Annotated in this window: 21 protein-coding genes and 1 tRNA gene; 13 read left to right on the forward strand and 9 right to left on the reverse strand. The window is 51.2% G+C overall.

What is annotated here, in order from left to right; all coding sequences use genetic code 11:
- Positions 1 to 152: 152 nt before the first annotated feature.
- The 9 genes from H6A12_RS06990 to H6A12_RS07030 form a co-directional block, all read right to left on the reverse strand.
- Positions 153 to 239, reverse strand: a tRNA-Leu gene (locus tag H6A12_RS06990).
- Between the two features lie 76 nt (positions 240 to 315).
- Positions 316 to 3,852: a helicase-exonuclease AddAB subunit AddA gene (gene addA / locus H6A12_RS06995; RefSeq protein WP_204446303.1), complete on the reverse strand. Its 3,537-nt coding sequence runs from the start codon at positions 3,850 to 3,852 to the stop codon at positions 316 to 318.
- Positions 3,809 to 7,159: a PD-(D/E)XK nuclease family protein gene (locus tag H6A12_RS07000; RefSeq protein WP_243415369.1), complete on the reverse strand. Its 3,351-nt coding sequence runs from the start codon at positions 7,157 to 7,159 to the stop codon at positions 3,809 to 3,811. The genes addA and H6A12_RS07000 overlap by 44 nt, the downstream gene beginning before the upstream one ends.
- 119 nt (positions 7,160 to 7,278) lie before the next feature.
- Positions 7,279 to 7,893, reverse strand: a complete 615-nt coding sequence (locus H6A12_RS07005) for a stage II sporulation protein R (protein ID WP_204446307.1) — start codon at positions 7,891 to 7,893, stop codon at positions 7,279 to 7,281.
- A 54-nt stretch (positions 7,894 to 7,947) separates the two neighbouring features.
- Positions 7,948 to 8,838 (reverse strand): 4-(cytidine 5'-diphospho)-2-C-methyl-D-erythritol kinase, encoded by an 891-nt coding sequence (ispE, locus tag H6A12_RS07010; RefSeq protein ID WP_204446309.1) that lies wholly within the window; start codon positions 8,836 to 8,838, stop codon positions 7,948 to 7,950.
- 14 nt (positions 8,839 to 8,852) lie between these two features.
- Complete coding sequence (locus tag H6A12_RS13680; protein WP_204446311.1) at positions 8,853 to 9,989, reverse strand: DUF362 domain-containing protein; 1,137 nt, start codon at positions 9,987 to 9,989, stop codon at positions 8,853 to 8,855.
- Complete coding sequence (locus H6A12_RS07020; RefSeq protein WP_243415354.1) at positions 9,982 to 11,166, reverse strand: aminotransferase class I/II-fold pyridoxal phosphate-dependent enzyme; 1,185 nt, start codon at positions 11,164 to 11,166, stop codon at positions 9,982 to 9,984. Before H6A12_RS07020 ends, H6A12_RS13680 begins: the two co-directional genes overlap by 8 nt.
- A complete protein-coding gene (locus tag H6A12_RS07025) occupies positions 11,163 to 11,651 on the reverse strand; it encodes an Lrp/AsnC family transcriptional regulator (protein WP_204446312.1) in 489 nt (162 codons plus the stop codon). The genes H6A12_RS07020 and H6A12_RS07025 overlap by 4 nt, the downstream gene beginning before the upstream one ends.
- A gap of 29 nt (positions 11,652 to 11,680) precedes the next feature.
- Entirely contained in the window at positions 11,681 to 12,484 is an 804-nt protein-coding gene (locus tag H6A12_RS07030) for a histidinol-phosphatase HisJ family protein (RefSeq protein ID WP_204446313.1), read from the reverse strand.
- Between the two features lie 185 nt (positions 12,485 to 12,669).
- Between H6A12_RS07030 and H6A12_RS07035 the strand changes: the two genes are divergently transcribed.
- The 13 genes from H6A12_RS07035 to H6A12_RS07090 all read left to right on the forward strand — a co-directional run bounded on the left by H6A12_RS07035 (position 12,670) and on the right by H6A12_RS07090 (position 24,530).
- On the forward strand, positions 12,670 to 12,939 hold the full coding sequence (locus H6A12_RS07035) for an ACT domain-containing protein (RefSeq protein ID WP_204446314.1): 270 nt from the start codon (positions 12,670 to 12,672) through the stop codon (positions 12,937 to 12,939).
- A gap of 37 nt (positions 12,940 to 12,976) precedes the next feature.
- Positions 12,977 to 14,332, forward strand: a complete 1,356-nt coding sequence (locus tag H6A12_RS07040; protein WP_204446318.1) for a PFL family protein — start codon at positions 12,977 to 12,979, stop codon at positions 14,330 to 14,332.
- Between the two features lie 174 nt (positions 14,333 to 14,506).
- The gene (locus tag H6A12_RS07045) at positions 14,507 to 14,815 is read left to right on the forward strand and encodes a hypothetical protein (RefSeq protein ID WP_204446319.1); all 309 of its coding nucleotides are present in this window, start codon (positions 14,507 to 14,509) and stop codon (positions 14,813 to 14,815) included.
- Between the two features lie 16 nt (positions 14,816 to 14,831).
- Entirely contained in the window at positions 14,832 to 15,881 is a 1,050-nt protein-coding gene (locus tag H6A12_RS07050; protein ID WP_204446321.1) for a V0D/AC39 family V-type ATPase subunit, read from the forward strand.
- 29 nt (positions 15,882 to 15,910) lie between these two features.
- Positions 15,911 to 17,854, forward strand: a complete 1,944-nt coding sequence (locus H6A12_RS07055) for a V-type ATPase 116kDa subunit family protein (RefSeq protein ID WP_204446324.1) — start codon at positions 15,911 to 15,913, stop codon at positions 17,852 to 17,854.
- Positions 17,855 to 17,907: 53 nt separating this feature from the next.
- Positions 17,908 to 18,336, forward strand: coding sequence for an ATP synthase subunit C (locus tag H6A12_RS07060; protein WP_204446326.1), 429 nt, complete (start codon positions 17,908 to 17,910; stop codon positions 18,334 to 18,336).
- A 35-nt stretch (positions 18,337 to 18,371) separates the two neighbouring features.
- Positions 18,372 to 18,680 (forward strand): V-type ATP synthase subunit F, encoded by a 309-nt coding sequence (locus H6A12_RS07065; protein WP_204446329.1) that lies wholly within the window; start codon positions 18,372 to 18,374, stop codon positions 18,678 to 18,680.
- Between the two features lie 35 nt (positions 18,681 to 18,715).
- Positions 18,716 to 19,306 (forward strand): V-type ATP synthase subunit E, encoded by a 591-nt coding sequence (locus H6A12_RS07070; RefSeq protein WP_204446331.1) that lies wholly within the window; start codon positions 18,716 to 18,718, stop codon positions 19,304 to 19,306.
- Positions 19,307 to 19,315: 9 nt separating this feature from the next.
- Positions 19,316 to 21,115, forward strand: a complete 1,800-nt coding sequence (locus H6A12_RS07075; RefSeq protein ID WP_204446483.1) for a V-type ATP synthase subunit A — start codon at positions 19,316 to 19,318, stop codon at positions 21,113 to 21,115.
- Entirely contained in the window at positions 21,112 to 22,515 is a 1,404-nt protein-coding gene (locus H6A12_RS07080; protein WP_204446333.1) for a V-type ATP synthase subunit B, read from the forward strand. Before H6A12_RS07075 ends, H6A12_RS07080 begins: the two co-directional genes overlap by 4 nt.
- Positions 22,515 to 23,153 carry a V-type ATP synthase subunit D gene (locus H6A12_RS07085; RefSeq protein WP_204446336.1) on the forward strand — a complete coding sequence of 213 codons (639 nt, stop codon included), beginning with the start codon at positions 22,515 to 22,517 and terminating at the stop codon, positions 23,151 to 23,153. The genes H6A12_RS07080 and H6A12_RS07085 overlap by 1 nt, the downstream gene beginning before the upstream one ends.
- 211 nt (positions 23,154 to 23,364) lie before the next feature.
- Positions 23,365 to 23,493: a hypothetical protein gene (locus H6A12_RS13615; RefSeq protein ID WP_275955294.1), complete on the forward strand. Its 129-nt coding sequence runs from the start codon at positions 23,365 to 23,367 to the stop codon at positions 23,491 to 23,493.
- A complete protein-coding gene (locus tag H6A12_RS07090) occupies positions 23,490 to 24,530 on the forward strand; it encodes a CotH kinase family protein (protein WP_243415364.1) in 1,041 nt (346 codons plus the stop codon). Before H6A12_RS13615 ends, H6A12_RS07090 begins: the two co-directional genes overlap by 4 nt.
- Positions 24,531 to 24,540 lie beyond the last annotated feature (10 nt).

Genomic DNA, 24,540 nt, shown 5'->3' on the forward strand with positions numbered 1-24,540 from the left:
TTTTTGCTATTTGTGGGTTCAAGTCCTGTCAGTATAGGATTTTTGCCGTTTGGCATCTATAGAATCTATGCTGAAAAACTTGCCCTGAAAATGCCGAAAAGCCTTGATAAATCAAGGCTTTTCGCTTGGGCATCTTTTTTAGTGCCCTCTTATGGTGCCGGTGGCCGGACTCGAACCGGCACGGTGTCGCCACCGGTGGATTTTGAGTCCACTACGTCTGCCAATTCCATCACACCGGCACATGCTGTAACGATTAGATATTATACAGCAGACAGACGAAAAAATCAAGTACTTTTTTGAATTTTCTCTTATTTTTTATTTACACGCGTCGATTGCCCGTCCAAGGTGAAGTGAATAGAGCAAACATTCCTTGACCGGAAGCGAAAACTGTGCCGCAATCGCCTCTTTATAAATCGCAAGCTGCATCGCGTATCGTTCCCGCAGTTCAGACTCCTCCGTCACATAATCGGTTTTATAATCGACAATCACAATCCCGTCTTCCTCTTTGAACACACAGTCCGCAATACCCTGCAGCATAATCGGTTCTTTGATCTCATACGCTTCCTTTGCCACCAACTCGGGCGAAACCTCATAGATAAAAGAATATTCGCGTTTTAAAAACTGCGCATGGCACATCCGCTCATATAGCTTTGAGGAAAAGAAACGTCCGATTGCCCGGCGGTTTAATGCGTCACACTGCGCCTGCGTGAGATACTGCTTCTCACAAAGCCTTGCAATCTCCGTTTCCAAATCGGAAGCTGCCGCGGTATAATCCGCAAACTGCATAAACGCATGAAGCGCAGAACCGCGCTCCGCAGGTGTAAGTCCCGCATCCATCAAAAAGCGCGGCCGTTCGGAAAGCCGAATCGTATCGGCTTCCCGCTTAGAGAGCTCGGTCGCCGTCACCTTTACCGGCAGTGACGGAAGCACCGCGTCCGGATACAAAAACGCAATCCGCTCTTTGAGTAAAGTGCACATCTGATCGTCCGGCGACGCAGACACATGCGTTTGTGCTTCTTCCTCGTTTGTATCGCGCGCTGAGTCGATGGTCACACGAACCGGCAGCTGCTTGTCCGTGTGCGGCACAAGAACGGACGGCTGCAAATCGCCGAACACATTCTGCGGCTGACGAAGCAAAACGGAATAAATCCAGTCGCTGTAGCTTTTGGCACGGCAGACTTCATATGCATGCGGACACGCGGACACCGCCATCAGCGCCGCACGCGAAAGCTTTGACGCGGCGTTTTTCTCACACATTGAGAAAATAAGCTTCTCCTTCGCCCGCGTCAAAGCCACATAGAACAGCCGCATCTCCTCCGCAACAAGCTCACGGCGGTTCTTTGATCGAACGGCCGCCATCGGCAGCGACACATAGCCGCGCAGCTCGCTTCTTACATACGTTTTCATCGAAAAGCCAAGCGACGCATTCATCTGATAATCGCGCTTCAAGTCCTGATCGGAAAACCGCTTTGCGCATGACGCCACAATGCAGATCGGAAACTCGAGCCCTTTTGACGCGTGGATCGACAGAATCCGCACAGAATCAATATGCGCATCCAGTGTCTTATTTCCGTCAAACGTCACGCCGCTCTCCTCCGCGCGGTCGAGATAATGCAAAAATCCCGTCAGTCCGCCCGATGAAAATTCCTCAAACTGCTTTGCAATTTGGAGAAATTGTTTTAAATTCTCTTCCTTTTTCTCACCGTCGCCGAACGCATACACAAGCTTTGGCAGTTCTGTGCGCAGATACAGTTCCAAGACCGCTGCATGCACCCCGTCCGACAAGCTTTTTTGCCGGATGAGATCAAGCCGCTCGAGCAGCGTTTTGCAGCGGACATTCTCCTCCTCTGTCGCCGCCGCGAACAGCGCCGTATACAAGGGCGCATCCTTACGAAGCAGACGCACCGCCGTCACCTGATCGGCATCAAATCCGCCGATCGGCGAAAGCATCACCGAAACGAGCGACACATCATCGAGCGGATTCTCCGCCGCACGCAGAAACGCACGCACGACCGCCACCTCATAGGCGGTAAAAAACGCGTCGTTTGCCGTACTCAGGCATGGAATGCCGGCTTTGCGCATTGCGTTTGCAAACACCTCAGCCGTATTGCGCGGCGACCGCATCAGTACCGCGATATCACCAAACCGCAAGGGCCGCGTGCTGTCGCCGTCCTTTACCAGATAGCGGCTCTCGTAAAGCGCGCGGATTTTTTTTGCGATCATATCGGCTTCCCGCTCCATCGACGAGACCGTTTCTCCCTCATCGTCCTCTGTGCCGTCCGCGATGAGCACCTCGCAGACAGCTTCGGGATGCTCAAAATACGAAGCGCCCGGCACCAGATATTCCGATTCGTCATATTCGATTTCCGCCGTGTGCTTTTTCATGATCTGCGAAAAGATTCCGTTTGTCATCTCACATACGACGTCGCGGCTTCTGAAATTTTTCTCAAGCAGAATCAGCGCGCCGGTATCGGTTTTCGGCGGATAGGGTTCATACCGCTCGCGCCGGGTGATAAACAGCTCCGGCATCGCCTGCCGGAACCGATAGATGCTTTGCTTGACGTCGCCCACCATAAACAGGTTTTTCTCGTCTTTTGAGAGCATCCGGAAAATCGTGTCCTGTACTTCGCTGATATCCTGACACTCGTCCACCATCAGCTCGTCGACCGTTTCCCGTAAAGACAGCGCGAGCGGCGTCGGCTCTATGCCTTTTTCTGTCTTTCTCGCTAAGAGCTGTACGGAAAAATGCTCAAGATCAGAAAAATCGAGCAGATTCTCCGCGCGTTTTTTCTCGTCAATCTTTTCATACAGCTCCTCCGTGAGCGAAAACAGCGTGCGGATCTGCGGCAAAAGAATCTGACGGTCCTTTTCGTGGCGTTCAAGCGGAAACGTCGATTCCTCTGTGTCAAACAACAGCGCAAGCTGTCCGTCAACTGCCTTATACGCCTCCTGCCGAAGCGTTTTCATCTGATCGGCAAAGTCGGGATCAATCGGTGCGCGTGCAGGTGCAAGCTTTGTTTTTTTGTGCGACGAAGAAAGTCCGGCAACCGCGTCAAGATCATTCTGCTCTGCCGCCGCATGTACCGATTCAAAATATGCAAGGTCATCCTGAAACGACGGCGCATATTTTTCGAAAAGATTGCTCCCCGCCATCTCATCAAGCGCCTTTTTCATCAAAAACACAGCGTACGACGCGCTGTCGCATACACCGACACACAGTTCTTTGACCCATTCGCTTGTACGAAGATCCGCTTCATACATCGACAGCGCATCCGAAAGCCATGCCTTCGGAAACGCAAACGACCGGATATACGTATAGAGCCGGAGCATCAAATCGGCGAGAATCGAATCATTGCGGTCGGCACAGTAGTATTCAACAAGCGACAAAAACGACGCGTCCTCCGCCTCATAGTGCGAGAGGATCACCTCTTCTGCCGCCTCTTTTCTTAAAATGTCAAGCCGTGCCGTGTCGCCGATGCGCATTTCTCCGGGCAGTCCGAGCTCCGCGAAATGGTCGCGCACAAGCGACGCGCACAGCGCATGAATCGTACTGATCTGCGCACGGGCCAACAGCATCTGCTGACGTCTTAAGTTCGCATCCTTCGGATGACTGCGCACCGCGTCAGACAGCTTATCGGCAATTCGGCGGCGCATTTCCTCCGCTGCGGCTGTCGTAAACGTCACGATCATGAGCCGGTCTGCACTGACCGGATGTTCCTTTGTCAACAGCCGCAGCGCCCGCTCGGACAGCACGGCTGTTTTGCCGCTGCCGGCAGCCGCCGACACAAGCAGCGGACACCCGCTCGCCTCAACGGCCATCTGCTGATTTTTGGTCATTTGAATCGCCGCCATCGTATGCCTCCATTTCCTTGATAATCTCTTCGTTTGACTGTTTTGCAATGCAACGCGCCTGCTTTTGTTCACTTCGTCCGCACACACTGCGGTACCGGCAAAAATCGCACGACTGCTCAATCGGGTCTGCCGCAATCTGCCCGTGATGAAGCTCCGTCGCCATGTTCCGGACAAGCTTTTCTAAATAATTGCCGATATGTCCAAGATCTTTAAGCGACGCGAGCGAGCGCACGGAATCGGCGGTAAACGTCCCGTCTTTCTTGCAGGAAACCGGAATAAACACGCCGGAAAAGCCGTGATCCATCGCATCGAGCACCTCAAGATCGTTTAACAAAAGCCCGTTCATGCGGTAGCTTTTTTTGCGCTCCTGTTCGATTTTTTCAATCGGATCGCTGTGTCCGTGATCGGATGCAGGATCGGCTGCGTGAAGATATAATACGCCTGCGGGCAGTGCGTTTTCAAACTGACCTGTCCCGTTTTTTACAATACAGTGCAGATAAAACAGCATCTGCAGATTCAGTCCCGCCAGCACATCGTTTAAGTTAAACTGCTTGTTCCCGCTTTTATAGTCCACGACACGGATATACTGTTTCCCGTTTTTGCTGTAGTACCGGTCGATGCGGTCGATCTTGCCCGCCACACGCACGCAGGTATTGTCCGCTGTATATAAGGTGAGCGGCGGCACCTCTTGTCCGTCCGCGATTTCATATTCATACGCACACGGCAAAAATCCGCCCTCCGCAAACTGCATATGCAGATGCGCAAGCAATCGCAGCACCGTTTCCCGCAGTTTTCGGCAGAGATACAAAAACCGTTTCGATTTCGCAAACCGGCCGCCCATCACCGATTCCATATATCGTTTGATCGCCTCATCCGCGGCGGCGCGCATCATCTGCTCGTCGTATTCCGCTTGAAAGTCAAGCGTCTGCGTAAGCTCATACAACAGCCTGTGGATCATGCTGCCGCTCTCAAGCGGGTCAAGCGACGCGCGCCGCAGCGGCCGCACGTGAAGTCCATACTCGAGAAAATAGCGAAACGGACAGCGGTAAAACGATTCGATCTGTGTCGGGGACAAAAACATCCGCCGGCCGAACAGCTTTTTCGCCTGCTCGGCGCTTGTCAAATGAAATCCCTGATCCGAAAGAATACGGTCCATCGAATCAATGAGCGGCATTGTTTCCGGCAGCTTGCTGAGTACTTTCCGCAGCGACGCTGTTTCGGGTGTGTCGCTCCAGTACCGGCGCGCAAGCGTGCTCCACGCGGTCTGCGCATTTTCGCACCAGAAAAGTACAGGCAGCGACGCACTCGACTGCACCGGCGTACACGCAATCTGCGACACCATCTGCAAAAGCGCCGACGGCTCGCGCGACGCATCATCCGCACCGCGGCAGGGTGCCAGCAGATAAAGCCGGTCAGACGGTGCAGTCAGCGCACGGTATGCCAAAAACCGCTCCTCGAGCATCATTTCCTCGTCGCTTTTGCTTAATTCTAACGACACAGACGCCATCAGCTCACATTCACGGCTTGAAAAAATCGTCCCGTTTGTCGGCAGCCGCGGCAGTTCTTTTTGCGTCGCGCCTAAAATAAACACGACCTTTTTGTCACCAAACCGGAACCGGTCGGCGGCTGTGACCGTCACGCTGTCGATCGTCTGCGGCAGTACGCCGTGCGAAAACGAGCGGGACGCAAGTGACAGCAGCGTGCAAAAGCGTTTAGGAGAAAGCGGCTTTTGCCCGACAATCAGTACAATCGTATCGAGTAAGTGGAGTACTGATTCGTACATCGTCTGTTCCTCTTTTGCCTGCGCGTAGTCGCCTGCATCGTAAAACCGCTGTACGCGCGCTTCCATCGACTCCCGAATCCCGAGCGTGCAGAAAAGCTTGAACACCTCTTCGCAGAACGTGCGTGCGTCCGTTTCGGCAGTCGCGTCAATAAACGAAAGAAGCGGCTCGACCAAACGCTTGCGCACGGATTCGGCACGGGCGAGCGTCTCGGCTTCCTGCTCACTCATCGATTCTTTGAATCCGCTCGGATTCGCAAAAAACGGCTGTGCCCATTCGTCCGGCTGGATATCCCAGACGAACGTGTAATTTTCAAAAATACCGGCATCCATCTGATCGACGCCGCACAGCTCCGATTTTAACAAGACATTGAGCCGCTTGGCATTGATACCGTACGCCGCACACTCGATGACGCCGATCAAAAAGCGGATGATCGCATGATCCGCGGCGCTTACCGTCTGATCGGAAAAATACGGAATCGATAATTTGGAAAACGCCATTTCAATCGGGGCGGCGTATGGCGACGCGTCGCGCGAGATGACCGCGATATCGCGCCAGCGCAGGTGTTCTTGCCGTACAAGCCGGTGGATCTCCGCTGCCGCATACTCCGCCTCCTCGTACCGGTCCTCACACATCATGATCATCACATCACCGGTGTCGTGTGACAGCGGCTCGATCGTATCTGAAAACAGCATCCGTTCAATCTGCGCAATCGCTTCGCTCTCATAATGTGTGTCCGTAAGCTGCACCGGCGTGTGTACGGCAACGCCTGCTTCTCTTGCCATACGCACAATCCGCATCCGCTCCGCGTGTACCGGCGAAAAGACACTGTCGTCACCTGCGCGCGTCTCGTCCTCGCAAAAGGTGAATGTCGTCTCCTTCGCCTGCGCGATCACGCACGATAAAAACTGACGCTCCACACCCGTAAACCCTTTAAACTCATCGAAAAACACCACACTGTTTTCAAAAAACGGATGGGTCTTTAACAGCTTCACCGCGCGGGAAAGATCGTCGAGCGGATCGGCGTACTGTTCTTGTAAAAGCGCGTCATACACGGCATATAGCTCCGCCGTTTCGAAAAGCTTTTGCCGCAGCCGCTCGTCAGCAATCTGCTGTGCGCGCATTTTGAGCGTATCCGCATCGATGCCCGCGTTTTTTAGCAGTGTCATCGTCTCACACATGGTATGCACAAACGAATCGTTCCGCGCCGATTTTTCATACACTAAAAGCCGGTCGTGAAGCGTCGCCACCGTCTGCGCCATCAGCACTGTCTGCGCCGCCTCATCCGAATACGTCCCGGCACATCCGCCGTATGTTTTAAAAATGAGCGAACAAACCCGCGTAAAGCTCGTCACGCACACTTTTTGCATCAGCGACGCATCGAGCGACAAGTAAAGCTGTTTTTCTGTTTCAAATGTATACTGCTCGGGTACGATCAAAAAGACCGGTTCCCCGTTTTTTGCCGCCGTCTTAACTTCCTCGCGTACCCGCGTCGTCTTTCCGCTTTTGGCAGGGCCTATGATCATGTTGAGCACATTGCTCTCTCCTTTTTTGTCTGTTACGATTATCTTACCACAAACCACACAAAAAGAAAACGGGTGTGATGTCCCGTTTATTGGACATCACATCCGCTTATTTATTATAATTATTCACCGAACAAAAACCGGCACACCGACTCATACAGCTCGACGAAGAAAAACTTCACCTCATAGCCGTCCTCTGTGACGATTTCTTCTTCCTCTTCGGTTAATACATCCGAAAGCGTGTCCTCTTTTTCGGATGCCGCCGGAATGCACAGCTGCGGATACAGCACACACCACCAGTTATGCCCCTCGCCGCTGCCGATTGTAATGCGCACGGCATCATAATACCCTGCCGGCAGTGTCACAGTGTCATACACACGCGTCGAGAAATACATCCGCACAATCTCCGCCTCTACCTGGTCGGTATGTCCCTGTGCATACACTTCCTGCTGTGCCGCCGCTTTGATGTTTAAAAGATTTTCCTGCGCCGCCTGTTCCGCCTCGAGCCGGCTGTTTACACCGTCTGTATCAAACAAGTGAAGCGATAAAAGCTTATCCCGCACCGCAAGTTTCACCTGCTGATCTTCCTCGCTGTCGGAATCGGCAAGGATATGAAGTCTTAGTACCTCTTCCCGGATCGGGTCGCACGTGTCGGCAAACGCCTGTGCCGACGAGAGAAACAAAGTGAGAATCAGTCCTACAAACAAAGCGGCAAACCCGCGTGTTTTTTTATCCATGAAAAAACGTCCTTTCCTTTTGTCTGACAAAAGTATGGACGTTTCTTTTCCAATTTATTCAAATGATTCTGCTTCTTTTATCACCGTCGGTCCTTCGTCAATCGGACGACAGACAAACGATTCCCCATACGAAGCGATTTCCGTCTGCGCACGATGCGCGGCGTCCTCATCGGAGAACAGTCCGTAGATGACCGACCCGCTCCCTGTGAGCACCGCGCCGCATGCACCGCTTTTTAACAGCTGTGCTTTCACTTCATGCAGTACCGGTAGTTCGCACGTCTGCTCGAACACGTTTTCCATGTGCACACCGATCGCAGCCAGATCGTGTACTTTGACCGCTTTCACCATCGCCGCCGTGTCGGGACGTTTTGTGATCTCGCCGCGATCAAACTGTGCAAACGCCTCTTTTGTGGAAATCGAAAGCGGCGGCTTGACCCCTGCAATCCATCCCGAAGTTAGCGGCGCAAGCGGCGAAATCCGCTCACCGATGCCCTGCACACGTGCAGTCCCGCCGCACAGACAAAACGGTACATCCGCACCGAGCCGCACGCCGAGTTCGCATAACTGTGACAGTGAATACCCGCACGCAAACAGCCGGTTTAACAAAAACAGCACGCATGCCGCATCCGCACTGCCGCCTGCCATACCGGCGCCCGACGGAATCCGTTTCACAAGAGAAATACAGAGCCCCGTCTGAATCTCCATTTCGTTTAAAAACAGCCGCGCGGCTTTCACCGCAAGATTTGTTTCGTCACAGGGAATGTTCGGCGCATCGCAGACAAAACGGATTTCTCCGGGTGTATCGGTCGTTTCGATCGTAATCGTATCGCCGAGGCTCACTGCCTGCATCACCATATCCATTTCGTGATATCCGTTTTCCCGCACCCCGACAATATCGAGCGACAAATTCACCTTTGCCGGCGCAAACCCAACGATTGTTTTCATGCGTCTTGGCTCCTTTACCAGTCAAACAGTTTCATGCGTTTAATGTCAATCGCGCGCACCGGACACATCTCATGACAGCAATAGCACCGGATACACGCGGAGTAGTCGATATTCGCTTTCCGATCGACAATGCGGATCGTCTTGGCAGGACAGCTCTCGGCGCATTTGCCGCAGCCGACGCAGTCCTTTTTCCGGATCACCGGCTTCGAGGTCAAAAGCTTATCGACCACCGGCAAAAACACCTTCGGAATCTTATCGGAAAACGAAATACTCTTCGACTTCGGCATCAAAAAGTCCGCACAGCGGATCAGCGGGTCACCCACAAGGGAGACCTTATCGATCGTTTCACTGCACAATCCGCGCCGGATTGCATGGGAAACGGTAAACACCTCGTCAGTCGATAATCCCATCAGCGCACACGCCGCCAGATCATGCTCGTACGGCGAACGCGAGGACAGAATCATGCCCACTTGCTTCGGCACACCGCCCGACGGGCCGTCGCCCTCCATGCAGACGATCGCGTCGGTGATCACCAGATCAGGACGCACCGTTTCGCACAGATCGACGAGCATATTTGAAAAAACGTCCTTTTTCGGAAACCGCCAGTGAAATTCCGGTTTCATCAGTCCCGGAATCGTGCCGAACAGGTTTTTCACCGCGCCCGACAGCATTGTCATCCCGTGCGTTTTAAGTTTTACCGCGTCGATGATGAAATCCGCTTCTTTGATCGTATGGATGAGCGTAAACCGGTGGACGAGCTCGTTCTCCTGCCGTTCGCGCTCAAACGAGGTGACATCCTCGTTTAAGACTGCACCCGTATGTTCCGCCGCCTGCTGCATTCCGCACGACGCATAGATGCCGCGCAGTGCACCCACCGTAAACGGTCCGCCTGGGCTGTCCGCGATTACGACCTCCTTTGCGCCGCATTCCTGCGCGCACCGGACAATCGCCTCAATCACAGCTGGATGCGTCGTTGTCGCCTCCTCAGGCGTACGCTTCATCACAAGATTCGCCTTTATAAGCACCCGTTTGCCATTTAACACCTGTTTGTCGATATTGTGAAACGCAAAATGGCGGCGCACATCCGAACACACCCGCTCGATCGTATAGTCAGGCGTATGTGTCACGCCAACTGCCGGAAACTTACTCACCGCGCTCCTCCTTCAGTTCTTCTAAAAATTCAGCAATCCGCTTCATGGCCTCTTTTAAATGGCGCAGCGAGTATGCATAGGACACGCGGACAAATCCTTCGCCGCTTGCGCCGAACGCGTTGCCCGGCACAACTGCCACTTTTTTCGAATAGAGAAGCCGCTCGCAGAATTCATCGGAGGAAAGTCCCGTCGAACGAATACACGGGAACGCATAAAACGCGCCCTCCGGATTAAAACAGGTAAGCCCCATCTGGTTAAAGCTTGCCACCACATAGCGACGGCGCATATCATATTCTTCCGCCATCGCTTCGATATCCTCATCGCACCGTCTGAGCGCTTCGACCGCCGCATACTGGCTCGTTGTCGGCGCACACATGATGGCAAACTGGTGGATTTTCGTCATCTGCTGGATGATCGGCTCCGGTCCGCACGCATAGCCTAAGCGCCAGCCGGTCATGGAATACGCTTTCGAAAAGCCGTTGACGACGACTGTGCGCTCCCGCATGCCGGGAATCGACGCGATCGACACATGACGGCTTCCATACGTAAGCTCTGCGTAAATCTCATCGGACAACACCACGATGTTTGTCTCTCTTAACACCTCGGCAATCGCTTCCAAGTCCTCTTTGTGCATAACGCCGCCGGTCGGATTGTTCGGATACGGGAATACCAAAAGCTTTGTTCTTTCGGTGATTGCCGCGCGCAGCCGCTCCGGAGTCAAGCGGAAATGCTCCTCCGCCACCGTTTCAATCGGCACAGGGACGCCGTGCATCATTTCAACGATCGGGCTGTACGCCACGAAGCACGGTTCCACGATGAGCACCTCGTCGCCCTCTTCAATAAGTGCGCGGATGCAAAGATCGATTGCCTCCGAACCGCCTACTGTGATAACCGTTTCGTCAGTCGGATGATATGAAAGGGAAAACCGCCGGTTTAAATAGTTGCAGATTTCTTTTCGCAGTTCGAGCAAACCGGCGTTTGCGGTATAAGACGTGCGTCCGCGCTCGAGCGTTTCGATTGCAGCGGCACGCACTGCCCACGGTGTTTTAAAATCGGGCTCGCCGACACCCAGCGACACGACCCCTTCCATCGTCTGTGCGATATCAAAAAATTTGCGGATGCCTGAAGGCTTTAATGCCTGCACCCGTTTTGAGAGCAAAGATTCATAGTCGATCAAAACCAGTTGCCCTCCCTCTCGTCCGTCTGGCCGGTGTGCAGCACGACGCCTTTTTCTTTATAGCGCGACAAAATGAAATGCGTGGCGGTGGACAGCACCGAATCGAGTGTCGCGAGCCGCTGGGACACGAACAGCGCAATATCTTTAAACGATTTTGCCGTGATCGTGAGCGCTAAATCATAGCCGCCCGACATCAGGTAGACATCTTCCACCTCGGAATACTGCGCGATTTTTTCGGCGATCTCGTCAAAGCCTGCGTCGCGTTTCGGTGTGACACGCAGCTCAATAATTGCCGAAACCATATTCGGCATCTCATCCGACAGCCGGTCACGATCCACAATGGCTTTATATCCGCGGATGACTCCGTCTTTTTCGAGCCGGTCAATTTCCTCAGCCACCTCTACCGCCGTTTTGCCGGTCATCATGGCGATTTCTTCGTTTGTATACCGGGCGTTTTCCTCCAAAATACGCAAGACTTTATTCATAATCATTTCCTCCTGTCTTTCCGATTCAATTAAAGTGCAGCTACTACCGGCTGCCGGTTTTTAAAATATGCAGCAGACGAAAAGCCGATTTCTTTTAACAGCGTTTTCGCTTCGTCGAAATATCTGCCCACATCCGCCGCTCGATGCGCGTCGCTTCCGATGGTGATGAGCGTTCCGCCGCAGTCATGGTACATGGAAAGATACCGTTTATAAAGCGAAAGTTCCTGCCCGCCGCGGGCAAACGTTGCTGTGTTTAATTCGAGCGCTTTTTCATTTCGAATCAATGTACGGCACACCTGCTCCATCGCGGCGTCAAACCGCTCCGGTGCACAGACAGCACTTCGTTTTGTGATATCAAAATAGCGGTACGGATAGATCGGATGCGCCAGTGTATCAAACCGGTTCCACTGCGCAAGCGAAAGCAGTTCGTCATAATACTTATAAAGCAGGGATGCGAGCGCATCATCATCCATATTCTCATAATCAAGAAAATAGAAATCCTCGTACCCGGTCACGGTGTGAATCGAGCCGATCACCATATCATACGAATGTGCCGAAAGAAGCAGCTCGGCTTTTTCGATATCCTGAAGCGGCTGTCCGATCTCAATTCCGCGCAAAAGCGAAACCGGCGCGTCTTTTTGACATGCTGCAATCTCCGCCTGCGCACCCGCGATGCTGTTTTTAAGATCGTGCTCTGCAAAACAGTCGATCTCCGCATGATCAGTCACCGCCAGCACAGAAATACCTGCCACCGCTGCCGAACGCACCATGCGTTCCACCGGTTCTTCGCCGTCAAACGACCATTTGCTGTGCGTATGCGTATCAATCTTCAAAAAAGACCGCCTCCTTTTCATGCTTTTTCAATATACTATATCATATCCATGCATAATTTGCACTATTTTTCGGCGTTTTTATAAAAAAAGATTGGCAGCAAACCCGTTTCTCAAACAGTGCGGATATGATATAATGAAGATAATTCTGCTGACAATCATTCAGCAAATAAACAGGAGGATTTTTTATGCGTGCAGTTATCACCGTCATCGGAAAGGATACCGTGGGTATCCTTGCAAAAGTAAGCGCAATCTGTGCCGAGTACAACGCAAACATCATCGACGTGACACAGACCGTCATGCAGGACTTGTTTGCCATGATTATGCTTGCGCAGATCGATAAAATGAAAACCGATTTCACCGCTTTCTCGCAGAAGATGGAAGAGCTCGGAAAAGAGCAAAACCTTTCAATCCGCGTGATGCATGAGGATCTGTTCCAGTCCATGCACAAGATCTGAGTGTTCGCACAAACTGAAAGGAGGCCTTTTTGAAACGATGATCAATGTAAATGATATTTTGGAAACGATCCGGATGATTCAGGACGAAAACCTTGATATCCGTACAATCACCATGGGCATTTCGCTCTTGGATTGCATCGATGCCGATATCGACAAAGCGTGCGCAAAGGTGTATGAGAAAATCACCCGCTGTGCCAAAAACCTTGTCAAAGTCGGCGAGGATATCGAACGTGAATACGGCATCCCGATCATCAACAAACGCATTTCCGTCACCCCGATTGCGATTGTCAGCGCGGCATGCAACCAAAGCCCTGTCCCGTTTGCAAAAACACTCGACAAAGCGGCTGAGGCAGTCGGCGTCAACTTAATCGGCGGCTATTCGGCGCTCGTACAAAAAGGATTCAGTGACGGCGACGAAGCACTCATCCGTTCGATTCCGGAAGCACTCGCCTGCACCACGCGCGTCTGCTCATCTGTCAACATCGGCAGCACAAAAACAGGCATTAACCTGGACGCCTGCAAGCTGATGGGTCAAGTGGTACGTGAAGCGGCAGAACGCACCGTCGATCAAAAATGTTTCGGCGCTGCAAAGCTTGTGGTCTTCTGCAACGCACCGGAGGATAACCCGTTCATGGCGGGCGCATTCCACGGTGTCGGCGAGCCGGACTGCATCATCAACGTCGGTGTTTCCGGCCCGGGTGTTGTCCGTGCGGCTGTCGCAAAATATCCGGACGCAAGCATCAGTGAAATTGCCGATGTCATCAAAAAGACAGCGTTTAAGATCACCCGTATGGGTCAGCTGGTCGGAACTGTCGCATCTGAGCGTCTGGGCGTTCCGTTCGGCATCGTCGATCTGTCGCTCGCACCAACACCGGCAGTCGGTGACTCCGTTGCTCATATTTTGGAGGAAATCGGTCTCGAAAAATGCGGCACACACGGTACCACTGCAACGCTTGCAATGTTAAACGACGCAGTCAAAAAAGGCGGTGTTATGGCATCGTCGCGCATCGGCGGTCTGTCCGGCGCATTCATTCCTGTATCTGAAGATGCCGGCATGATCGACGCGGCAAAATCCGGTTCGCTGTGCATTGAAAAACTCGAAGCAATGACAGCAGTCTGCTCGGTCGGTCTTGATATGATCTGTGTGCCGGGCGACACCCCTGCCGATACAATCGCTGCAATCATCGCAGACGAGGCTGCAATCGGCATGGTGAACTTCAAAACAACGGCAGTCCGAATCATTCCGGCAATCGGATGCGATGTAGGCGATGAGCTTTCGTTCGGCGGACTGTTCGGCAGCGGCCCTGTCATGAAACTCAACACCTTTGGCTCTTCGAAGTTTATAAACCGCGGCGGACAGATCCCTGCACCGCTGCAAAGCCTTAAAAACTAATTTGTGAATAAGTTTATATATTTAAACTTTTGTTTGAAATGTTCATATAATTAGAATATGATTAAGAAAACGGTGGCGTGTTCATATTCTATATATGTACACATCATCGTTTTTTGCCGTAAAAATGAAGTTTTCGGCAAATTATCTTACCTTTTTAAAAAGGAGGGAGTTTTTTTGGCAACCATTATTGAACAGATTATCGCCATTGATTCCGACGCACAAAAACGTTTGGACGAAGCGGCTTCCTACAAAGACGTATGTGAGCGTGAAATTGAACAAACGACGCGTGCACTGACTGAGCAAAAACGTAAAGTGATTGACGAAACATTGGAAAAAACGCAGCAGGAAGAGTCGAAAAAGGCACAGCAGACACAGCATGAGATTCTGCGCCGTCATGACGAAGCCGTTTCGGACCTTGTCAAACGGTATGAATCTCAAAAAGATGCTGTCATCGAAGACTTGTTTCAGCGCGTAATCCAATGAAGAGGAGATTTTTCCTATGCTCAATTCTCTTTCCGGAAATGTAATTGCAGCAAAAGCACGTGCAATTTACGGAAAACGGCTGACCCTTTCAAACTACAAGGAACTGCTTAGACAGCGATCTGTGGCGGAAGTGGCAGCGTACTTAAAAAACAACACCGCGTATCAATCGGAATTTTCGGGGATCAACGAAACACAGATTCACCGCGGTCAGCTTGAGATTTTGCTTCATCGCGCGCGGCTTAATTGTTATCTGCGGCTTTGCCGGTATGATTTTTCGGGAAAAAACAGTTTTTACCGATATGCCGTGGCGGATGCGGAAATCAGCGTGATTCTCTCTGCGATTATGATGTTAAACGCAAATAAGCAGGAACTGTTGCTGTTTTCTCTGCCTGCTTATTTGAAAGATCATGCATCCTTTGACTTTTTGTCGCTTTCAAAAATCCGTTCCTTTTCGGACATGCTTGACATCTTGTCGAATACCCCTTATGCCAAGGTGTTAAAACGTCACGATGCCAAAAACGGAGAGATCGATCTGATGCGCTGTGAGCACGATTTAAAAACGTATTATTACGCACACATGCTCTCTCTGGTCAAAGAACAATACCGCGGCAAAACAAGAAAACAGCTCACCGATCTCATTTTATCGGAAATCGAACTTGCAAATATTTCGCTGATTTATCGTTTGAAGGTCTATTTCCGCAAAACACCGCAGGAAATTTGCAATTTGATTCTTCCGTTTTCGTATAAGCTCTCCAAACGCCGCATGAACGTGCTGTTAGAAGCACCTTCCGGCGATGCGTTTTTGACGCTGCTTTCGCAAAACGGATATCCCTCTGCCCAGACAGCTTCTTCATTCTCTTATATTGAAGAATATACAAAAAACCTGCTGTTTACTCAAAGCAGACGATTGATTCGTTTTCCTGCAGGCGCGCCGGTTGCGTTTTACGCACTGATGACGCACTTGCGTATCGAGCTTGACAACATCACAACGATTATCGAAGGCATTCGTTATCAGAACAATCCTGAGGAAATCGAAAAGATGCTTCTGCTCGAACAGTCTCAATAGAATTATGAAATCAAAGGTGGTGTTAACACGTGGCAATCGAAAAGATGTCTCTCATCAACCTGATTGGAAACATGGATGATCTGGATCAAACGCTGCTTGTCTGTCTGCGTTCGGGCTATTTCCACCCGGAAATAGCGATCCACACCACAGAGCCTTCGCACGGATTTAAAATCTTAGAAGGCGAAAATCTGTGGACACCGGTGCTTTCTTCGCTCCGGCATTTAGCTTCCGATCTGGAAATCGATTTGCACGAAACCGATTTTGATCCTGACCGGTTCAGCCTCGAGACCGTCACGTCATTTGTGGAAGGTCTTGAAGGTCAGTCAACCGAACTGGCGGAACAAAAAAGGTCGATCAAGGAAAATATTCTCCAGCATGAACAGGCGCTCATTCAGTTAAAGCACCTCGAGGGCCTGAACACAAGCTTCGATGATATTTTTGCCTGCCGATATGTAAAATCTCGGTTTGGACGTCTTCCAAAAGACAGCTTTGCGAAGCTTTCTTATTATGACGACCGCAAATTTTTCTTCTTCCCGTTTGACCATGATACGGAATATTACTGGGGTGTTTATTTTGCACCGGCAACAAAAGCCGGTTCAATTGATGATATTTTCGCTTCTCTCTACTTTGAGCGAATTTACATCCCGGATTACGCACATGGCACACCGGAACAGGCATACAAAAACCTGACCGATGTCATCGAATCGGAGAAGAAAAAACTCGCCGAAGTACAAGACCAGATTGATGCACTTAAAAAGAAATCAGAAAATGAATTCTTGGCACATTACTGTGCGGCAGCATTCTGGCACAAAGTGTACGATATGCGCAAATATGTCGCGGTATTAAACAACCGATTCTATGTTGTGGGATTTGTCCCTGCGGCACAGTGCGAATCGTTCCGCAAGGAAATGGACGTAATCGAAAGTGTTTCGTTTGTCGCAAAACCGCATGACGCAGATCCTTCGGTTCCGGCACCGGTGAAGCTTAAGAACAACCGGTTCACCAAACCGTTTGAAATGTTTGTCAACATGTACAGCCTTCCGTCTTATAAGGACATCGACCCGACCTCGCTGGTTGCAATCACTTACACGCTTCTGTTCGGCATCATGTTCGGTGATTTGGGACAAGGCTTACTGCTTTCGCTTGCCGGCCTCATTTTCTACAAGTGGAAGAAGATGAATCTTGGCAGAATCATGATCCGCATCGGCTTTTCGAGTGCATTCTTCGGTCTTGTATACGGTTCGGTATTCGGCTATGAACACTTGCTTGATCCGATGTACAAAGCGTTGTTCGGTTTACATGAAAAACCGGTCGAAGTATTCAACACGAACACAACAAATATGCTTTTGATGCTCGCGATCTTCATCGGTGTCACCCTCATTGCGGTGTCCATCTGCATCAACATTTATCTTGGATTCCGCGATAAAGATTACGAACGCGCTGTGTTCGGCCACAACGGCATCGCAGGACTTGTGTTCTATTTAGGCGCCGTGTTTGCAGTAAGCGACATGATGCTCTTAAACACCGGTATCGTCGGACTGCCGTACATTCTTGTGGTACTTGTCCTGCCGCTTCTGCTCATCTTCTTCAAACATGCAATCACCGCTGTGCTGTTCCACAAAGGAAAACCGTTCCCGAACGGCGTCGGCGAATTCATCATCGAAAACTTCTTCGAACTGTTTGAGTATGTACTGAGCTATCTGTCAAACTCGATGTCGTTTTTGCGTGTCGGCGGCTTTATCTTGAGCCACGCAGGCATGATGGCAGTCGTTATGTCGCTGGCCGAGATGGTCGGCGCAGGCGCAAGCCCGGTCGTTGTTGTGATCGGCAACCTGTTTGTCATGTGCCTTGAGGGCCTGATCGTCGGCATCCAGGTGCTGCGTCTTGAATTTTACGAAATCTTCAGCCGTAACTTTGAAGGCAACGGCAAACCGTATGAACCGGCAGTGGTCGATTACACGCAGAACGCGTAATCCCCTGCTGTTCAATATATGATTTTTTTGAAATAACTTTTGGAGGTATTATTATGAATCTCGCATTTTTATTGCTCGCACCGCTCGCTGCAATCGTTCTTCTCGCTGCTCCGCTCGTTCCGGTTTACCGCGGCGTTACCACCGGCAAAAAAGCAAAACGTTCCGTTATCGCAAACCTCTGCGCTTTTGCAGGTGTCTGTGTGTTGGCATTCGTTCTGCCGATCGGCAACCTGGTTTCTGCTGAGACCGCAGCCGCTGTTTCCGGCGCTGCTGCAGGCATGGGCTACATCGCTGCTGCACTCGTAACCGGTCTTTCCTGTTTGGGCGCTGGTATCGCAGTTGCTGCTGCTGCACCGGCTGCAATCGGCGCTGTCAGCGAAGATCCGAAATCGTTCGGTAAAGCAATGATCTTCGTCGTGCTCGGTGAAGGTGTTGCAATCTACGGCTTGCTCATCTCCATCCTCATCCTCAACAGACTGTAATTTTTAAACGCATAAAGAGAAAGGACGATCCGTTCATGAAGTTTTTTGTCATCAGCGACAACAAGGATACCCAAAACGGAATGCGTTTGACCGGTGCCGAAGGTGTCGTGGTGCACGAAGCACATGAGGTCGAAGAAGCGCTTCACCGCGCATTTTCCGATCCCGAAATCGGCATCGTTTTGATGACGCAAAAGCTCATCCATTTATGTCCGGAACTCGTATTTGATTTGAAACTGAATCGGAAACGCCCGCTGATCGTTGAAATTCCCGACCGTCATGCGACGTCAAAAATCAGCGATACGATTTCCCGTTACATTCAAGAGGCTGTCGGCATCAAAATTTGACACCCTGTTTATGCTGAGGAAAGGAGCACACTTGATTGGAACAGCAAGAGAAACTTTTAAAATTTAAAAACGCTGTATTTCGTGAAGTTGACGCGAAAACAGAGCAGATCCGCCGCGAAGCTGACGAGAAAAAAGAACAGGCAATCCGCAAGTTCACAGAACAGCTTGATCGGAGCGCTTCGGAAGAAATTCATACAAAAACAGAGCAGATCCGTCAGAAATTCAGCCAGGAAACCGCAAAATGCAGTCTGGATGCAAAACGTAATCTGCTTGCAAAACGCAGTGAACTGACACAAAAGCTGTTTGATGAAACCGCAGAAAAACTGGCTGCTTTTTCAAAAACAGCAGAATATCAGGAACTCCTGCTCAAAAAAATCGCATCGTTTTCCGCATCTGTTTCGGCAGACAAACCGGAACTTTTGGTCGGTGCATCGGATTTTCAAAACAAAACGGCAATCGAAAAAGCGTTCGGACGTGACTGTACAGTCGTGTGCGATGCTGCAATTACACTGGGCGGTTTCGTTGTGCGCGACGCAGAAAAAGGACTTTTCTACGACGAAACATTCGCACAGAAACTTGCCGATCAAAAATCCTATTTTATCGAACACAGTATCTTCAACGATTGATCCTGTGTGATGTATGAGGTGAACAGCTTGAACAACACGATCTATTCGATCAACGGACCTGTCGTCACTGTCAAAGACACAAAAGACTTTGCAATGATGGAAATGGTGTACGTTGGTGATGCGAATCTGGTTGGTGAAGTCATCGGTATCACCGACGACCGTACAACCATCCAGGTTTACGAAGAAACCTCCGGTCTTCGTCCGGGCGAGCCTGTCAAAGGCACCGGCGCACCGATGAGCGTCACACTGGGTCCCGGTATCCTTACAAATATTTACGATGGCATTGAACGTCCGCTTCGTGACATCCACGAAAAATCCGGTGCTTTCATCGAGCGCGGCGCAGACGTTCCTGCACTCGATCAGACCCGCCGCTACGACGTCACCGTTTTGGTAAAACCGGGCGACGAGCTTTCGGCTGGTTCGATTTACGCAACCTGTCCGGAAACGCCGGTTATTTTACACAAATGCATGGTTCCGCCGAACATGAGCGGTACGGTCACTGAGGTCATGCCGTCCGGTTCTTACACGGTAAACGACACAGTGGTGCGCATCAAAACTCCGTCGGGTGCAATCGAATCGCTTACACTCTGCCAGAAATGGCCGATTCGTACCGCGCGTCCGGCTTCCCTGCGTAAACCGATTTCCCTGCCGCTGATTACCGGTCAGCGTGTCATCGACACCCTGTTCCCGATCGCAAAAGGCGGCGCTGCAGCTGTCCCGGGCGGATTCGGCACCGGTAAAACCATGACACAGCACCAGCTTGCAAAATGGTGCGATGCAGATATCATCGTCTACGTCGGCTGCGGCGAACGCGGCAACGAGATGACACAGGTACTCGATGAGTTCGGCGAACTGATTGACCCGAAAACGGGCAACAAACTGACCGACCGTACCGTTTTGATCGCAAATACATCGAACATGCCGGTGGCTGCCCGTGAGGCATCGATCTACACCGGTATTACCCTTGCGGAATACTACCGCGACATGGGCTACCATGTTGCAATCATGGCAGACTCCACTTCCCGTTGGGCAGAGGCACTGCGTGAGATCTCCGGCCGTCTGGAAGAAATGCCGGCAGAGGAAGGCTTCCCGGCTTACCTGCCGTCGCGTCTGTCGCAGTTCTACGAGCGCGCAGGCTACATGGTGAACTTAAACGGAACCGAAGGCTCCGTTTCGATCATCGGCGCTGTTTCGCCGCAGGGCGCAGACTTCTCCGAACCGGTTACCCAGAACACCAAACGTTTCGTACGTACCTTCTGGGCACTTGATAAATCGCTCGCATATGCACGTCACTATCCGGCAATCAACTGGACCGAGAGCTACAGCGAGTATGTCGACGACCTGACCGCTTATTATAACGAAAAAGTGTCGCCGGACTTCTTAACCTGCCGCCGCCGCATTTCCACACTGCTTGCCGAGGAAGCAAGCCTCATGGAAATCGTCAAATTGATCGGCGCAGACGTTCTGCCGGACGACCAGAAGCTGACCATCGAAACTGCAAAAGCAATTCGCTTGGGCTTCTTACAGCAGAACGCATTCCACAAGGACGACACGTATGTGCCGCTTGAAAAACAGCTTGCCATGATGAAGATCATCCTCTACGTCAATGACCGCTGTGAAGCCATCGTCAAACAGGGCACTGCACTTTCTGAGCTTGTAGAGCTTGGCTTGTTTGATGTTCTGGCAGGCATGAAATACGAGATTCCGAACGATCATCCGGAGGCATTTGACCGGTTGTATGAGAAAATCAACACCGCACTTGCTCCGTTTGAAAAAACAACAGCTGAAGGGATGGTGAACGCACAGTGAGTATCCAGATTACAGGACTTTCAAGCATCAACGGACCGCTCGTTGTGCTTGACCATGTCACCGGTGCAAGCTACGACGAAGTCGTCGAACTGATCTTAGAAAACGGTACCACCCGCACCGGCCGTATCGTACAGATCGAAGGTGACCGTGTTGTTGTGCAGGTATTCGAAGGCACAAACGGCCTTTCGCTGACCAATACAAGAACCCGCCTGACCGGCAAACCGATGGAACTGGCACTCTCTCCGGAGATGCTCGGCCGTATCTTCTCGGGTGCAGGCAAACCGATCGACGGTTTGGGCGAAGTGTATGGCGCAGACTACCGTGACATCAACGGCAAACCGTTAAATCCGGTTGCACGTGAATATCCGCGAAACTATATCCGTACCGGTATTTCTTCAATCGACGGACTGATGACATTGATCCGCGGTCAGAAACTGCCGATCTTCTCCGGCTCCGGTATGAGCCACAACAAACTGGCAGCACAGCTTGTGTGTCAGTCGCAGCTGAGCGATGATTCTGACGAGAAATTCGCAATCGTCTTTGCTGCAATGGGCGTTAACAATGACGTCGCAGACTACTTCAAACGCGTATTTGAGGAATCCGGCGTTCTTGAGAACGTTGTCATGTTCTTAAACCTCGCAAACGACCCGATCATCGAGCGTATTCTTGCACCGCGCTGTGCATTGACTGCCGCAGAATATCTCGCATACGAGCACGGCATGAACATTCTGGTTATCATGACCGATATGACCTCTTATGCAGAGGCTCTGCGTGAATTCTCGTCCTCCAAAGGCGAGATCCCGGGCAGAAAAGGTTATCCGGGCTATCTTTACTCGGACTTGGCTTCGATGTACGAGCGTGCCGGCATTGTAAAAGGCGGCACAGGTTCTGTTACACAGATTCCGATTCTGACCATGCCGAACGACGATATCACCCACCCGGTTCCGGACTTGACCGGTTACATCACCGAGGGTCAGATCGTATTGGATCGTGCGCTTGACCAGCGCGGTATTTACCCGCCTGTTTCCGTGCTTCCGTCGCTGTCGCGTCTGATGAAGGACGGTATCGGTGAGGGCTTCACACGTGCCGACCACGGCGATGTGGCAAACCAGCTGTTTGCTTCGTATGCGCGTGTACAGGATGCACGTGCACTCGGCAGCGTCATCGGTGAAGAAGAGCTGTCCGCAAGCGACAAGGCATACCTTGTGTTCGGCCGCGAATTTGAACAGCACTTTATCTCCCAGGATTCGGGCGAAAACCGCACCATCCAGGATACACTGGAACTTGGCTGGGATCTTCTCTCGCTGCTTCCGCGCAGTGAGCTGTCCCGTATGGATGCTGCACTCGTCGAGAAAAACTATAATCCGGACCGTGCAAAGCGTTTTAGGAGTGATCGCTGATGGCTACGACCGTATTCCCTACCAAGGGCAATTTGATCGCAACAAAAAAATCGCTGGCACTTGCAAAGCTCGGCTACGATCTGCTTGACCGCAAACGCAACATTCTGATTCGTGAAATGATGCTTTTGGTGGAACAGGCAAAATCGCTGCACGGCGAGATCGAGAAAACGTACAGTGACGCCTATGCTGCATTGCAGCGTGCGAACATCACACTCGGTGTCATCGAGGAGCTTTCACAGGGAACCGGCATTGAAAACGGCATCCACATCACCTACCGCAGTGTCATGGGTGTGGATATCCCGCAGGTGAGCTATTCTTCAACGCTCAAGCAGAGCCAGTACGGCTTATTAAGCTCAAACTCCCAGTTTGACGTGGCGTACATGAGCTTCAACCGCGCAAAGGAATTGACCGTAGTGCTGGCTGAGGTGGAAAACAGCGTTTACCGTTTGGCAAATGCGATCAAAACGACACAGCGCCGTGCAAACGCGCTGAAAAATATCAATATCCCCCGCTTCGAAGAAACTGTTCGGTTTATTACGAACGCGCTGGAGGAAAAAGAGCGCGAAGAGTTCTCCCGCCTGAAGGTTATTCGTCATACGAAAGACAAACAGGCAGCAGAAGCCGCGCAAAAGTCATAACAATTCGTAATATAAACATTAAAAAATACGCCTTGGAATGTTCCGAAGCGTATTTTTTTGTCTGTATTCGTGGGTCTGCCGCTTTTTAAAAGAAGGAAGGCGGACACACCGGCACATTTTTCATAGATTTGACACGCGCATGTATGATATAATTTATTTCTAAGGTGATTCAAAGGTTTCTGTGCGATCATTGCAGTGCGGAGGGATTATCATGAAGCTTTTGTATGCAGAGGACGAGCGCGCCATGTCCGAAGCAGTTGTGGATATTCTGACGTATCACAACTATATTTTGTCGTACACAACTTTGTCTGCAACTTTGACAGCTACACCGGCTCGATGATTCATAACTATTATCTATATGAAGAAGACGGTCAGCTGTTTATGATTCCGTGGGATTACAACCTTGCTTTTGGCGGCTTCCAGGGCGCACAGGATGCAACTGCACTTGTAAACTATCCGATTGACTCACCGGTGTCCGGCGGTACCATTGATTCAAGGCCAATGCTTGCGTGGATTTTTGCAAGTGAGGAATACACGAATCTCTACCATGAATATTTCGAGACTTTCATCTCAAACATGTTTGACAGCGGCGATTTTGCGCAGATAATTGACGAGGTCGAAACACTGATCGCACCCTATGTCGAACAAGATCCGACCAAATTCTGCACATATGAAGAATTTGAAACAGGTGTTGCGACACTGAAAGAGTTCTGCCTGCTGCGTGCCGAAAGCATCAGCGGACAGCTTGACGGGACGATTCCGTCTACTTCTGACGCGCAATCACTCGACGACAGCGCACTCATTGACGCATCAAGCATTGATATCAGTGCAATGGGAACGATGAACCATCAAATGGATGGTATGAACGGTGGTATGGGCAAACCATTCGAGCCATCATCCGAGTCCGAACAATCTGCTGAATCCAGCACACCGCTCACGCAAGGACAGGAAAACGAAACGGAATCGAATTCCTCTGATACACAAACCGAACAGGGACAAATCATCTGGGATGATTCGAGTGGTTCCACCGATTCCCACTCTTCATCTGACAACAGCACATCAGCAGAGATTCCATCAGGACGGCCGCAGTTTGGCGGACAGATCATGGGCGGACAATCCGATCAGGGTCAAGCAATGCAACCGCCCGGCGGTATGGCAGGGGCATTCGGTCAAGACGGTACATCGCAGTCCCCTGACGCAATGGCCGGTGCAACCGAACAAAACGACGGCACCACACAAACGCCAGACAGTGCCTCAGGTCAAAATGATACAATGCAACTGCCTGACAGCACCACTGAACAGCCCGGGCAAAACGGTATGACAATGCCATCTGAGCGTCCCGGACAACAGCAGTCTGCATCCACAGCTGTTTCGTAAAACGACTCAT

This window comes from Merdimmobilis hominis (assembly GCF_016901855.1).
Taxonomy (GTDB): Bacteria; Bacillota; Clostridia; order Oscillospirales; family Ruminococcaceae; genus Paludihabitans.